At 32.3% G+C, this 14,810-nt stretch carries 13 protein-coding genes and 2 pseudogenes; 1 reads left to right on the top strand and 14 read right to left on the bottom strand.

The window, feature by feature from the left end; all coding sequences use genetic code 11:
• Positions 1–181: 181 nt before the first annotated feature.
• From DJ93_RS17595 to dcm, 4 genes are all read right to left on the bottom strand, one after another.
• A complete protein-coding gene (locus DJ93_RS17595; protein WP_042982238.1) occupies positions 182–508 on the bottom strand; it encodes a nucleoside triphosphate pyrophosphohydrolase in 327 nt (108 codons plus the stop codon).
• A 691-nt stretch (positions 509–1,199) separates the two neighbouring features.
• Complete coding sequence (locus DJ93_RS17590) at positions 1,200–2,066, bottom strand: hypothetical protein (RefSeq protein WP_042982237.1); 867 nt, start codon at positions 2,064–2,066, stop codon at positions 1,200–1,202.
• Positions 2,067–3,186: 1,120 nt separating this feature from the next.
• Positions 3,187–3,825 carry a BglII/BstYI family type II restriction endonuclease gene (locus DJ93_RS17580; protein WP_042982234.1) on the bottom strand — a complete coding sequence of 213 codons (639 nt, stop codon included), beginning with the start codon at positions 3,823–3,825 and terminating at the stop codon, positions 3,187–3,189.
• A gap of 545 nt (positions 3,826–4,370) precedes the next feature.
• Positions 4,371–5,654 (bottom strand): DNA (cytosine-5-)-methyltransferase, encoded by a 1,284-nt coding sequence (gene dcm, locus DJ93_RS17575; RefSeq protein ID WP_042982231.1) that lies wholly within the window; start codon positions 5,652–5,654, stop codon positions 4,371–4,373.
• A gap of 327 nt (positions 5,655–5,981) precedes the next feature.
• Here dcm and DJ93_RS17570 point away from each other — a divergent pair, with 327 nt between their 5' ends.
• Entirely contained in the window at positions 5,982–7,370 is a 1,389-nt protein-coding gene (locus DJ93_RS17570) for a Sau3AI family type II restriction endonuclease (protein ID WP_042982230.1), read from the top strand.
• Positions 7,371–7,747: 377 nt separating this feature from the next.
• Here the strand turns inward: DJ93_RS17570 and DJ93_RS17565 are convergent, their stop codons facing one another.
• The 10 genes and pseudogenes from DJ93_RS17565 to DJ93_RS17535 all read right to left on the bottom strand — a co-directional run bounded on the left by DJ93_RS17565 (position 7,748) and on the right by DJ93_RS17535 (position 14,792).
• The gene (locus DJ93_RS17565; protein WP_042982229.1) at positions 7,748–8,425 is read right to left on the bottom strand and encodes a BglII/BstYI family type II restriction endonuclease; all 678 of its coding nucleotides are present in this window, start codon (positions 8,423–8,425) and stop codon (positions 7,748–7,750) included.
• A gap of 228 nt (positions 8,426–8,653) precedes the next feature.
• Positions 8,654–8,815 (bottom strand): hypothetical protein, encoded by a 162-nt coding sequence (locus DJ93_RS33240; RefSeq protein WP_181969234.1) that lies wholly within the window; start codon positions 8,813–8,815, stop codon positions 8,654–8,656.
• Positions 8,816–8,829: 14 nt separating this feature from the next.
• Complete coding sequence (locus DJ93_RS17560; protein WP_241484289.1) at positions 8,830–9,483, bottom strand: ABC transporter ATP-binding protein; 654 nt, start codon at positions 9,481–9,483, stop codon at positions 8,830–8,832.
• A gap of 15 nt (positions 9,484–9,498) precedes the next feature.
• Positions 9,499–10,023 carry a stage II sporulation protein M gene (locus DJ93_RS17555; protein ID WP_042982228.1) on the bottom strand — a complete coding sequence of 175 codons (525 nt, stop codon included), beginning with the start codon at positions 10,021–10,023 and terminating at the stop codon, positions 9,499–9,501.
• Positions 10,020–11,684: a hypothetical protein gene (locus DJ93_RS17550; protein ID WP_052109567.1), complete on the bottom strand. Its 1,665-nt coding sequence runs from the start codon at positions 11,682–11,684 to the stop codon at positions 10,020–10,022. The genes DJ93_RS17555 and DJ93_RS17550 overlap by 4 nt, the downstream gene beginning before the upstream one ends.
• 74 nt (positions 11,685–11,758) lie before the next feature.
• On the bottom strand, positions 11,759–11,986 hold the full coding sequence (locus DJ93_RS17545) for an uberolysin/carnocyclin family circular bacteriocin (protein ID WP_042982227.1): 228 nt from the start codon (positions 11,984–11,986) through the stop codon (positions 11,759–11,761).
• Positions 11,987–12,044: 58 nt separating this feature from the next.
• Positions 12,045–12,269, bottom strand: a pseudogene (locus DJ93_RS30805) (macrolide ABC transporter permease); the annotation flags it as partial.
• Positions 12,270–12,539: 270 nt separating this feature from the next.
• Positions 12,540–12,772 (bottom strand): annotated as a pseudogene (locus DJ93_RS30800) (PD-(D/E)XK nuclease family protein); the annotation flags it as partial.
• A gap of 377 nt (positions 12,773–13,149) precedes the next feature.
• Entirely contained in the window at positions 13,150–14,118 is a 969-nt protein-coding gene (locus DJ93_RS17540) for a tripartite tricarboxylate transporter substrate binding protein (protein ID WP_042982226.1), read from the bottom strand.
• Positions 14,115–14,792: a response regulator gene (locus DJ93_RS17535; protein ID WP_042982225.1), complete on the bottom strand. Its 678-nt coding sequence runs from the start codon at positions 14,790–14,792 to the stop codon at positions 14,115–14,117. Before DJ93_RS17535 ends, DJ93_RS17540 begins: the two co-directional genes overlap by 4 nt.
• Positions 14,793–14,810: the final 18 nt, after the last annotated feature.

The raw sequence follows: 14,810 nt of genomic DNA, 5'->3' as shown, positions 1-14,810 counted from the left end.
CTCATCGTAAGTTTGAATTTTGCCTCTTTGTACTATATATAGGAAGGAAGAATGGGTTTTTGGCGTGTTATTTCAAATTTTTTTACTACTACTACGATGCTTGGTTCTTGTAGTTGTTTTTGTTTTGTTTTTTCTTAGTGATTTATTACTTGGTAGGGGCTTGTAAGGGGCTTATGAGGGGCTAGTTATCGGTTACTTCGATTAGGAAGACTCGATCAGAAAAGCCACCTCGTTCTTCTGCTTTCTTTTTACGGATGTTATTGATTTCTTCTAGTGTTGTGCCTTCGTGTTCGGCTAGGGCGTTTATTAGTTCTAGTAGGTCGGATAGTTCTTCTAGTTTATGTTCTTTTGTCGTTGCTTCTAGGTATTCGGTTAGTTCTTCTTCTGTTTTCTTGCAGATTTCTTTTATGTATTCGTCTTCGTTTAGGATTCTTGTTGTGGGTGTTTTTCCGTTGTTTTTTATTATTTGTGGGATTTTGTTTCGGATTAGTTTGTTGTAGGTTGGCATGGGGGGGCCTCCATTTCTTTTTTCTTCTATATCAATGTAAAAGAAACTTATTACTATTCTTTACAGGATTTTGGCATACTGTTCCATTCCCCCGCTGTCATGCCAGAGAACTCGAATAGATAAATATTTAACTGAATATATGTTTGTCTTCATGTAAAAATATTGTCCTGTTTAGGATGGAGACTACCTTCCATTGAATTCTAACATAAAAAAATGACCCACTGAGATGTGAATCATTTAAAAAATAAATAGTTAATCATATATATTTATTATCTACAATACAACATAAAACCACACTAAAAAGAACAGCTTTTTTTGCAATGTGGAATTATAACCGAACAAAATAAATCAGCTAAGTATAAATATCCACCACTTCCCCGAACTTATTCAGCTAGTAGAATGTTATTCCTTCATCAGTAAGGACAGCTACATACAAAACAAAATTCTATTTTGGCGCCTTCCATTATCAGAAATGTTCTTTAACTTTCTTTGCATTGAACACTTCGTTAGCATTTAAGCCATCTGCCGTTTTAAATTCAACATGTTCACTAATTACTGCAGCTCCAAATTTTGCTTTCCTAGGTGCCTTGTTATCAGCTAATGTGACTTCTTTAACAATCACTGGTGAATGAGAGCCTATCTTATTCTTCTTATTGAAATGAAAAAAGAAAATAACATTGAATATCCCTCCCTATGCATAGTTTACTACAATATTCCGAACTTTGTCCACGTGTCCTAATAGTGTGATTGGTGCCATTTCCAGCATCAATCGATTCCATTTGTCTTCTGAGATTGTTACTGGCACATTAAAAACAAAAAGAATGCCCAAGCGGTACTCTTCCCCTACATTTCGAACCAATAGGTACGCTTCAGCATCTCCATCGGGCATTGTAGATTTTGGATGCGGCCAAAATACATGAGATTTCCCCCCTGCGAGAAGTACCCGCATAGCGGCCTCATCCCATTTTTCTTGCTGTGAGGTAATTGAATTTCCCCATGTCATTTTAGAAAAAACTTGACTTGCTGTAACATTGTCTTGGTACGCTACAACCGCCCGAACTTTATTATCATCTATATTCACGATATTCGAAACACCTTTTTTTATTCGAGTAAATAGTCGCTTAACCTCCCCATTAACAGCATCTGGGGTAAGCGAACCATTGTCAACAGCCTCTAAGGCCGCTGACAGTTCCTCTTCAAATGAATATAGTTGTGATTGGCTGTTCTTTAATGATTTAGCTATTAATAAAGCTGCTCCAATAAATAAGGCATATAGAGCAAGAATTGTGTCAAATTTCAGAAGAGCCAATAATTTAAAATTGGGATCGCTATTAATCGGTAACTTCCAATTATGAATTGCAGCAAATGGCTTCCATAAAAAATCAGCCACAACATACGCTTCTTGAATTGTAATCGCCACCAGCTGTAGTGTAATAAAACCCAATGTGCTAATAATAATTTTTTTTTGTTCCTTAAACCATAATCCCACTATCCAAACTCCCCCAAACCATAATTTACCTATTATCATTTTGTCATAATATATTAATTTCATCAACAAAAAATATCCCTTCTCAAGGGATATTTTTGAATTTCCCCCCATCAAAAATAGCAATTCCATATGTTGCAGGGGGAATACGATGTGTAAACGTGATTGAAGAGGCCTTTAGTATCTCTACACCTTTCTTATTCCTTAAACTTGAATCTTCAGGTACACAACAAGACAAAGGTAACTTTTTTTTATGTCTCCAAAACAAAATTTCCACCACCTTAGTATGTTATATTATGGGAGGCATTTGTTCGTGACATACCTTTGTGAGAAAAATCATTTTAAGGTTTTGAATATCTTAGTATATTTGCGAATCTATGTGATTAGAACGGTGCATTTATATAGCTTTGAAAAGACCCACCTACCTTTTTCTTGAATTCCTTGTTATAATGTTTTGTTCCATGTCCAGACACATCCTCTCTATCATTCATTAACTAAAGTGGATACTTTAAAGCTCTTCCAACTTATTAAGGCTATAGAAGTTGTTAAAAGCATATCATTCGAACAAGATAAAAAAGAGGTATCATGAATAATATTTTAGTTTTGCGGTACTGATGCTATAATGCTTAGTAACAAAATAGGAACGGTATATTTTGGCGTTGATTGAACAAATGATTTTATGCTTAATTGCTCGAATGGTGTTATCGTATCGCTATCGGAAACCTTAACAGTGTGAAGGATACTGGTTTGAGGCCAGGAGAGATTATAATCGTTTAATACTACTGGATTTTCAAAGTTTTATAAAGTAATAAAACATAGTGATTGCGGATAGACACATGATACAATAAAAATTACTTCCTCACTAATTTCAAACTAGAAAGGAAGTGATTTTTATTGTTACTTAGATTTACTGAACTTTCAATTACATCTGATACAATCAAAATCTAACTAATTATACTCAATATACTAGATTACGATTAATAAAATGTAATGTCTATAGTACTATTCCATCTCTATATCTTTCAGCAAGTTCAGTACACATGGTAGATTAAATTTTCTTCACAGACAAAAATTAATGTGAACTTTATAGTGTATCAACTTTCTTATTTTTATAACTCAAGGTAGATACCCTATGCCCTAAACCCTTTATCACGTTATAAATAAAAAACCGCTACTGCCGATATAACTACATCTAAATTAGCGATTCTGCATTATCATAGTATTTAATTCTTCCTCTTGTTTTACCTTCACTGTTTTTATATGTTTCAATATAGAATGTTTCTGGCCTCTTCAAACCAACAATTACTAAAGGTACAGTTAACTGAGTATTTAAAGGAACTAAGTGCTCGATATACTTTTCATATGTTCCAATTGCAGAATCAAAGCCTCCGGAGTCTCTTAATTCATTAGTTGCGGAAATGATAATTCCTATTTTAGTTTGTACAGCTTTTTCAACATGGTTTAATTCACTTGCAATAACTGGTTTCATTAAATTCCAGGCAATTGTTCCACTATGATTGAAAGCAACTTCTACGGAAATACTATCTTTAGCAAAATCTAAACGCCATGCTTTATTTTTATACCTGTTATCCTTAAAAATATAACTTTCACTTGACCATCTAAATGCAGCTAATTGTTCTTTAATTAGTTGGTTAATTGCCTTTGATAAACTTTTGTTTGATTCAATATATTTTTCTCTATGCAGTTCTAGTATCATTTCATCTGTAATATTAGAAAGAGCTTGTTGAATTTCTAGCCAAGTATTTGTAAATTGCGAGTCCGTTTCAAGGTTATTTTTACCATGACGATGTGAGTATACTATAAAATCCATTGTGAACCTCCTATGAGAATATAATTATATATTATCACCTTCATAAAGAGGATTTAACTTATTATAAGATTTATTTATAATACCCCTTGTAATTCTAGTATTTTTTCGAGATATATTTGTAAAAATATAGTTAATAAGATTATTCGCTGATGCAGAAATATTTATCCACAAATTAGAACCCGACTGTGATTTCAAGGTTATTTTTGAAATCATTATCTCTCTATAAAACTCAATATACTTTTAATTACAAAGAAGGATGTCTTATAAATTTTAGTGCATAATAACAAAAACATATCAACATATAGAATACCTAACCATAATTTATTAGTAGAATTATTTATCTCTCCTCTATTTTGTCAGTGCTCTACTATAAGATTACCACCAACTAATCCTAATATATGTAAACACCGATTTTAAATTCAAAAATAAATTATAATCTTTTATATAATTTCATACTCTTATAATATCCGCTATCAAGTAAGATATACTCTTAACAATAAATAGAAAAGGAGTAGAGTGAATTCACTCTACTCCTTCTTTATTTATTAAAACCAACTCAACTGCACAATACTATCCATCTTTTCTTCTTCTTTGTTAATCTCTAAAATCCTCTCACCCATTCGCTCCACTAAATCAACCACTAAAGCATTCCCCATACAAAAATATCTGTTTCTTTGTGGCATACCAGTATTTGTCCAGTCCATCGGGAAACCATTTAACAGCTCACATTCGACAGGCGTTAAATATCTTAACCTTTTTGTATAAGGATCTTCAATTACATGAGAGCTTCTATTACATGTTCCTTCACTTGTTAACATTGTACGTCCAGGCTTATCTAAATCATCAGGGAAAGCCATTCCTCCCTCAGAGTAGAAATATTTATGTCCTGTCGTCTTTGATACTCTTTCCTCTTTTTTAGGACCCTTAAGATACTTAAGTTCCTCAAATTCTGTTCTGCCTTTTTTGTTAACCTTATCCATTTTCAAATAATATGATTCATCTGCAGGACCAAATTTATTATATACTTTCTGAACAATCTCACCTAAAGTCTCTGGATTTTCAGTTACTGGGACTACTTCTTCAGTATATACTTGTCTATCTATCATCACGCCAGAATTATAGTATTCAGCTTTAAATGTATCAGAAACCTCAATAATATCCATTGGCAACTCAAATTGCCCTCTTTTTTTGTTTTCTTCAGGTGCTTCATGCACATTAAAAATCGGAGCGAAGAATCCATTTTCACATAATATTTCTAACGACTTCATTTCATTTTGAACAGATGCGAAATAAGATTCTTTTAAGTACGCAAAAATAAATACTCTTCGTCTTCTTTGTGAATTTCCATAATCCGCAGCGTTAATAACTCTCCATTCCACTGCATACCCTGCATCTCTAAAGCTCGCCAGCATAATAGAAAAGTCACGACCTCTTTGCTTTGCTGGTGACTTCAACAATCTATCTACATTCTCTAGCAAAACAAACCTTGGCTTGCGAGAATTAACTATGTTCATTATCTCCCAAAAAAGAACACCTTTTTTCCCTTGTATTCCTTTTTCATTTGATAAAGTACGTGCAACAGAATAGTCTTGGCAAGGGAATCCCCCTACTAATAAATCATGCTCAGGTACTTCCGGCCAAGCTTCAGCTATATCTCTATTTACATGTATTCCTTTATTTTCAAAGCGAGTTGCATAACAATTAAATGCATGTTGTGCTTTAGTTGAGGGTTCCCACTGATTCCCCCAAAGAACTTCAAAGTTTTCGTTTGCTTCTAGTCCTAATCTAAAACCTCCTACTCCCGCAAAAAGTTCTACTACTTTCACCATAAATACACGAACATCCTTTCGGTGTTTTATTTACTTATGCTTCTTTATAATTAAAAGTGCGGAAAAGGTTATCTACAAAAGTTTAAGAACCATCCTTTTTTAGCTTATAACAATTAAGAGCATACTTTGCTACCATATCAATATTATAAACGAAATAAATTACCTTGAAAAGATCCAATATAACTGTTTTTTAGTGGTAACAACTACCTTTTCCTTCTTATAAATTTTACTTATATAAAATTGAAACAGCTTTTAATTATAGCATAATTTTAATATTTATTGTTTAAAATCATACAACGCAGCACTGGATACAGAAAGGAGATTATTATGGACTATACTACAATAGAAGAACTAATGAAAAAAGCACATGAAGCTGAAGGAAAAACATTTGGTGAAATTGATTCGACTAACCGACTTGCAAATGCTAAATCAAAAGGTGGACTAGGGCAAGTAATCGAGGAAAGCTTTTTTGGATATGAAGTCAATTCAAACGCAGAAGCTGACTTTAAACACCTTGGTATTGAACTCAAAGTAACTGCATTTAAACAAAATAAAAACGGTTCATTATCAGCCAAAGAACGACTAGTCTTAAATATTATCAACTATCTGGAAGAAGTTCATACACACTTTGAGACATCAAGCTTTTGGAAAAAAAACGAGAAACTCCTATTAATGTTCTATGAATGGGTACCTGGCGTAGACCGTAAAGATTTTCACATTACAAAAAGTCTTCTGTTCACCTATCCTGAAGCTGATTTAGAAATAATTAAGCAAGACTGGGAAATCATCGTAAATAAAATTCGTGCTGGCAAAGCACATGAATTATCTGAAGGTGATACAAACTATCTAGGGGCTTGTACAAAAGGATCCAATAAAAATTCACTTCGCTCACAACCGTGTTCTGAAATTCAAGCAATGCAAAGAGCTTTTTCATTAAAGCCTTCTTATATGACAGCACTAGTCCGCAGATTTCTCCTAAACGAAGAACTAGTAAGTTTTACAACAAAAAATGAACTAAAAGGAAAATCTTTAGAAGAAATCCTTTACTCAAAATTTGAGAATTACATAGGCCTAACTGATCAAGAAATCGCTCAAAAATTATCTATTGATTACAAACCTACAACCAAGAGTTTTGTTCCATTATTAGTAAGTTCTTTACTTGGCATTAAAGGAACTCGACTCGATAAAATTGAAGAATTTGCGAAAGCGAATATAGAATTCAAAACAATTCGTTTAGAACCAAACGGAAAACCAGAACAAAGCATGTCATTTGAAACGATTGATTTTCATCAATGGACAAATGAATCATGGGAAGAAAGCGAAATTCGAGAACGCTTCTATCAAACCAAGTTTTTATTCGTAATTTTCGAATTTAACCAAACAAAAAAAGAAAACCCAAACCGTAAACTCTACTTTAAAGGTATTAAACTTTGGAACATGCCTGCCCCTACAATAGAAAAAGAAATACATGAACTATGGAAAGAAGTTAATAAAGTTATAAATGAGGGTATTCAAATTAAATATAAAAAACGTGGGGATAAAGTCGTTGAAGCAAATAACCTACCAAAAATAAATTTCAACGGTGTCGCGCATATTAGACCAAAAGCTCGCAATGGTGCTGATAAAGTAACTTTACCTGATGGTCAGCAAATTACAAAGCAGTGTTATTGGTTAAACAATTCTTACATAGCTAATATTATTATTGACCAAAAATAATAAGGGATTCAATTTACTTTGTGAAGAATTCACCATCCATATTAAAAAAAGCAGATATCACTTTCCTCCTAAAGATATCTGCTTTTTATCGATTTGTTACGACTTTACAAATAGTACGTCTAAAGAAAAATAGAAAATTATAAATAAGGGTGTTATAATTTTCCTTCTCATCAATCATTATGCCAAGCTAATTCGTAATTATTATAGGCAATATAACAAATACAGTGTTGTTTATTATGACCTATTATATGTTCATTCCTTCATTCCAACATTATTTGAATTTTAAATTTCTAATAACATAAACAATCGACATACATTCCAAAACAACACCAGCAATAAAAATAAACACTACAATTCATATAAAATAAGTGCTATACCTAACCTTTTACATTTGTTAAACCATTTATGTATCCTTCCACTATCTCACAATGTTTAGCATAAGCACCTTTTGTTGCTCCTTTAAGAATTTTTAAATCTTCTGTAATATCTTTTACATTCCACGCCGTGGAACCATCATCAAAAAGTCCAATAACTAGAGTTGGAACGGTAACAGAGAGTTTTGCAGATGGGATCTCCCTTATTGTTTTCTCATAATTTGAAACCCCACTATCAATTCTTTTACAAAGTTCACTTGAAGGAACAATTAACACACATATATCCGCTAAATCATAAGAAAAACTAAGTTGAAATTTGAAATAGTTGCGATAGCTTGAAGCAACGTTACCAAACTCAACCTCAATTTGTATTTTGAGAATAATCTCCCCTGTTTCAGGATCAACATAGCATTTTCGAAAATCAGAGCGTAATGCATCCTCAGATGTATCTGGTGTGGCTAGAGGCTCTTTTTCCCAATCAAGCTGTTCGAATCTCAAAAGAAAATAAGTATTCATTATCTGCTGTATAACTTCCAGTTTTGGCTGGCTTTCCGATTTTCCTTTGTATATTGGAACAGGACAATCAAGACAAACCTTTATTAACTCGTTATATACAGATTCAAAACGAGGGTGTTGCAATATTTCTTCTGCATATCTATAAGAATATGTTTCTACTTTCATATTTCCATCTCCCTAAACACCTTGATTATAACATTTATCCCTCTTTCACTTTATATAAAACAATTGTCAAGTACATCCTCTGTACTTGGCAATTCGCTTTTATATATGGATGCCTTCTTCAGCAATATCCGTTAGCAGTTTTATAACACTTTGACATTCTTCATCATTGAACAATTCGCTTTTTATCTGTTAAAAAGCTTTGCAACAGAGCCTCTTTATCAATAAAGTTTATTTTTCTTCCCCTAATTTTTTATCAATAAAATATCCAATAACCAGGACTAAGGGAATCAATAATAACTTTAAAAATGAAATATCCTCTGCTGGTGTAGTTTTCATATAGTAAATGACACATCCTAAAATGAACAATAAAGAAACGATTCTTCTTAACATACATTCACCCTTTATCACATAGTTAATTGACTAACAGACCAATTATTACTATTTAACTCATGGGAAAATAACACGCCTTCATTATTTTCATGAGAAACGATAATAAAGGTTCTGCCTGTACTTTCATTAATGAGATCTGATAAAATCCCTCTGCTTTCTTTATCTAAAGAGTTAAACGGTTCATCTAATAATACTAATTCTGTTGGAGTAGATAAATTAATTGCTAACCATATCTTCTGCCTAGTTCCTAGAGATACATTTTTTACGGGTTGCTTTAAGTAAGAATAAACATTAAACTTCTTACTTAATTTATAAACATTTTTTAAAAAATCTTCTCCATAATTAAAGAATAAATTATAAAATTGAATATTTTGTTCCATAGTTAGTTCTTCATAAAATGTAGAAGAATCAGCAATAAAAACTCTATTTTCTCTAATATCAGAAAAAGTTACATTTTCACCAAAATAGTTTAATTCATATGAAAGTGTTTCTTCATCTTCTATTATATTAGCAATTATTTTAAGCAAAGTGGTTTTACCAGAACCATTCTCTCCAAATAACCTAACCTTGCTACCTTTCTCTAAACAAATATTAACCTGACTAAACAATTCATCTTGATTTTCATATGCATAGTTCAGATTCTTTATCATTAGTTTTTCCATATTCATTTCATAACCTCCATCTTATATATGAGAAACATATGTCTCTATCCATGCTGCTATGAGTAATAAAATTACGGCTAAAACAATGATTAAAATTGAATTTTCAAACGATTTTTGATAAGTGATTGTATTGTCCCACTTTGCTTTCTTTTTTAGAAAATCAACATACCGTAATGACTCAAATCCAATTGTTGAAAACAGTAAAAAAGCAAAAATTTCAATGATACCATGTGGTAATATTCCAGTTAAAATCGGAGTAAATCCATGATGCTTAATTATTGAGAAAGTCAATGCTCCTAGGAAAATACCGTTATACCCTAAAGAGATCGTATTCAAAACCCCTAAGCTAATCCAGCCAAAAACCATTAATTTCATTCCCAAAATAAGGTTATGGTAAAGTAAATCATCAAAAGCTTCTGCATGAGGCAACAAATCAAACTTTAAAAAGTTCGATATGAAAGCCCCAAAAATAAAACTCAATATATAAATAATCAAAGATGAAATAAAGAATTTTCTATAAATCAAAAATCTATCTTTGAAAGTCATAATGTCTCCTTTTTTCTTCTATGATTAAGTATTGCTTTTTTAATCAATTTAAACGATTTATAATCTCTATTACTAATGATTACTTGTATAAAAATTGCTAAACAAACAACAAATAAAATATAGACCCACGATATACCACTCACAAGTTTAAACGCCCCGATCAATATAAATCCTAACACTACAAACTGCATAATAAGCCTAGATAACATATTATTAGATGTAGCAATTAATGTATATCCGTTAAACTCGTTCAACTTGCTAATTTCAGGAGGATTTTTTTCTGACGACAGCATAGCAAAAACATCAAAGTTTGTACGTAATGAATATAAAATATATTCATTTTTCATTAATCCAAACGGTACCACTACTATTAATAAAGCCAGTGTTTGCTGTAGTGAAATAAATATAGTTGCTATGAGAAAAATTGATATATTTATTAATAAATATATTGATGATGTTCTTTTTAAAAGTTCATATTTAGAGAACAAAATATCTGCTTTCTTAATATCATGTAAATGAAATAATGAAAGCAGAGAGCACTCTTGTTCAAATTTAAAAACCTTGGAATAAACATGACTCGTTGTACCAATTACACCCTTAAAGATTAAATGTAATTGGAAAAACATTATCAACATAATAAGAATTTCATTATGAACGTACTGAGCTATCGCTAAGGAAATTCCTATGCTCATAGCCAACTCTCCTGTTAAGTACAAATCTAATGGATTATTCTTAAAAGAATTAGACATGTTTTTTAGCGTATAATAATCTGCAAATGTATAATAATGATTTTTATTTAACCCTTTATATAAACCGTCAATACATTTAATTTTAAAATATCTATCTTTAAAGTTTCTAGAATACTTAAAGACAATTAAACTAAGAACAAATAATATTCCTATCGCTATGACTACACCATTAAAATGAATGTAATTGTTGTATATCTCTTCCATCTTTTTGTAAAATTCATAAATACTTGAATGAATGAAAATATCGTTAGTCTGATTATTTAAATTCGATATAGCTGTTAATTTATAACCATACACATCAATATTACGTCTCGTTATGGCAATGATATTAATAAATATGGATGCTCCTGTATATGTTATAAGACCTAAAACACCTTTTAAAACCATATGAACGATTGTACTAAACCACTTCTTTTGAGCCGATGATTTGAATAAAAGGTTTAACGAAAATAACGTTATATGCACAAGAATGAACAATGGGAAATAAGAATATTCTTTTGTTTCGAATAAAATAAAAAAAGAAATTGGAATAAGAGCTGTTAAACTATGAAATAATCCCATCATCCAGTCAATAAGTATTACTTTTTTTATCAAGGTATACTTATCATTAACATAAGACATAAAGTGGGAAATGAGATATTCTTTATCCAATTGTTGTTTAGACTTTGTGACAACAGTTATAACATGATAGCATGATAAAATTAAAACTGTGATAACAAATAGATTTTCATAACTTGGTAGTAAAAATCTAGAAAGTAAATACACTAAAAATAGCGAGAAGCATGTATCAAAGACTAAACTAAATATTATATATGTTTTAATACTTTTAAACCTTAAAATCTTTTTTAGCAAATAACCTTTTCTTTGATAAGAATTTAGGATATATAAACTAATTAATCTTACTAATTTCATTTATTCAATCTCCTTATTTAAAACTAAAACAGTTAGGACATAGATTCCTAACTGTTTTAAGTTTTAATGCTTTCTTACCAAGCAACTGCGCCTGCAGTACCACGTTTTGCTGCTTGTTCTTTGATTGTTGCTACGAAAGCAGCCCAGCCCACTTCAAGGATAGCATCAATGCCACCTGATAAAATAACTGTTACTGCCCCAATTGCACTAATTAAAGTACCTACATTTAATACTGCAGCAACAACACCACCTGCAAGAACTTGTGAAATTCTAAACTTACTTGCTACAAGAAATAAATCCACGAAAGATCTCCTTTCTTGATATAAAGATAAACAATCGGAATACTCTGGATAATAGCCCCACTAAAAATTGTAATAGTATTTTACTCCGTGCTGCCCAAGAATCTTACGGATGCCACATTTACATGTACGTTCGGTTACAGATACCAACATGATATCCATAACACCAATACCACCCACGACTAAAGAAATACCCGCAATACTGCCAAGAATCATCGTCATAATACCCGTTACTTTAGAAATGTTTTTTCATTTCTTCTAGGTTTACAACTTCATATTTTCCAGAAATAGATTCCTCCTTTTCATATAATTTATTATGGAACATCTCGATGTGGCTTAATATTATCATGCGAAAGAATGAATTTTCTGTTTATTTTGTTAACTTTCCTTTAACATTATATGAATAATAATTGAATAATTAGTATTTTTATAAAATAATATTTATTATATTGGTTAGCACCACATCGCCATAAAGTTAAGAAAAGCAAATACCCCAAAACAAAAAATATACACTTTTTGTTTTGGGGATGTTATAAAATTCTTAAGTTGATAAGCCTGGGGCACTACCATCTAAACTTAAAAATATAGAAGTAACAGTATACTCCTCATATAATTTAAGTAATTCTGTAATTATCCATCTGATTCTGATGACTTATATTTATTTTCAATACGAATCACAATTTTTTGCGCTTCTAATATTGCTAAAATATCAATTCGCTTATTATTATTTGCCTGCACTTCGCGAAAAACTTCTAAGTCTTGAAGAGATTGCTTATGTAACTTAATAAAAATGATAATCCATTTTTCAAGAACTTGTTACAACTGAATTATAACTTGAAACGCGGTATTATTTACGACATATATACTGTTTCTCCCAATATATCATCGATTCAATTTGAAATGTATCTTACCATAGATAAATCATGTCCCATAAAGTGAAACTTTAATCAGTGGGGGTTTTGTTCATCCCCCACTGATTATTAGTTGAACCAATCGGGCATTTACGGGCAGTGGATCTCCCACCTAACTTCTTTGCTCCCGCCGAATTTTGAGGTGGGAGTCTTACTGCCCGTTAATGCGGGATAAACAATCATATTCCTCTTTTATCCAAATGTTCTATACCATATTTACACCTTGAGCTGACACGAAAACACCAAATACTAAGATTAATCATCTCCACCCACCAATTCCCCATACCCCCTACTCTTCTCCTCCAAAAATCCCCTCGTCTCCCCACTATCCTTATAAAAACTCTCCCAACCCCTCTCCCTCAAAATCCCCTTCCAACTATCACTCTCAACCATCTTCTTAATAATACTATCCCAATAAGCCACCTCTTCCTCCGTCATATCTTTCGGTCCCATAATACCTTTCCAATGCTGGAATATGACGTCGATTCCTTGTTCTTTCCACGTTGGAATTTCAGGTAATCGTTCTAGCCGTTTTTCGGAGGATACGGCTAGTATTTTTATTTTGCCGGCTTTGTATTGTTTTTCGGCTTCGGATAGGGTCATTGTTGCGGCGTTGATTTGTTTGTTCATTAGGGCGTTTATGATTTTTTCTTTGTTTTCGTAGACGAAGAATTCGAGTTCGGCAGGGTTTATGCCGAATGCTTTGCTTACTTGTACGAAGGATAGGTGATCGTCGTTTCCTAAGCCGGGGGCAACGCCGATTTTGAAGTTTTTCTTATCTTGTTTTAGTTGTTCCATTAGTTGTTTTGCATTTTCTATATTTGAGTCTTTTGATACGACAACGACCTCCCAGTCTGACGCTAGCGTTGCGAGCGGTGTGAAGTCTTTATATGTTAGTTTACTGTGGCCTAATAGGTTATTCGTTATGAGTAAGCTTGAGTTAATCGCAAGTACATGACCGCCTTTTTGTTTCGTATATTTCCATCCGACATCACCGCTGCCTCCTACTTTGTTTGTAACTTTGATTGGTTTTGTGAAGATTTTCTCTTCGGCAAGCGTTTTTTGCATCGCTCGTGCTGTTAAGTCCCATCCCGCTCCTTGAACGTTCGGCGCAACGATTTCTACTTCTTCTATGTTCACTTTATTTGTGTGAGTTTCTTCCGAGGAACAACCAGCTATTACTCCTGTCATGATCCACATACATAGTAATAATCGTTTTTTCATAATCCTCTTCCTATTCGATACTTTCGTTCTGGCCGTCCGATAATGCCGTATGTGTATTCTACTGTGCATTCGTTTGTCGCCACTAAGTATTCTAAATATCTTCTTGCGGTTGTTCTGGAAGCTCCCATTTGTTCTCCCATTTCTTCTATTGTAATTCCCTCTTCGAATCCTTTTATAATTCCTTTCACTTTTTGCAGTGTTAGTGGATCAACTCCTGTCGGCAAGTTTTTCATATCTTGCGTTTGCGAAGTACCGAAAAAGTTATCGATTAATGCTTGATTTACTTCATTGTTACTATGTAATAATTGCTTCTTTCTCTTATAGTCTTCAATGGTGCGAATAAATTTTTCTAACGTGACCGGTTTTATAAGGTAGTTGCTTATGCCATTTCGAATTGCTTTTTCTAACATATGGTTTTCATTCGCCGCTGTAACCATAATTACGTCAACGTTTGGAAAATCAGCGTGGATTTTCGGTAATAAGTCGGTTCCAATTCCATCTGGTAAATAATTATCTAATAGAAGTAAATCGATTTCTTCCTTTTGTAGTAGTTCCATCGTTTCTTTTGCGTTCAATGCTTTCCCAATCACTTTTACATCTTTTATTTTTGATAAAAACTCCTCTTGAATTTGCGCTACGCGGAAATCATCTTCTGCAATTGCAACCTTCAACATATGCCCATCCCCCTGTTT

The organism is Bacillus clarus (genome assembly GCF_000746925.1).
GTDB lineage: Bacteria > Bacillota > Bacilli > Bacillales > Bacillaceae_G > Bacillus_A > Bacillus_A clarus.
This window is presented reverse-complemented; position numbering and strand designations above follow the sequence as displayed.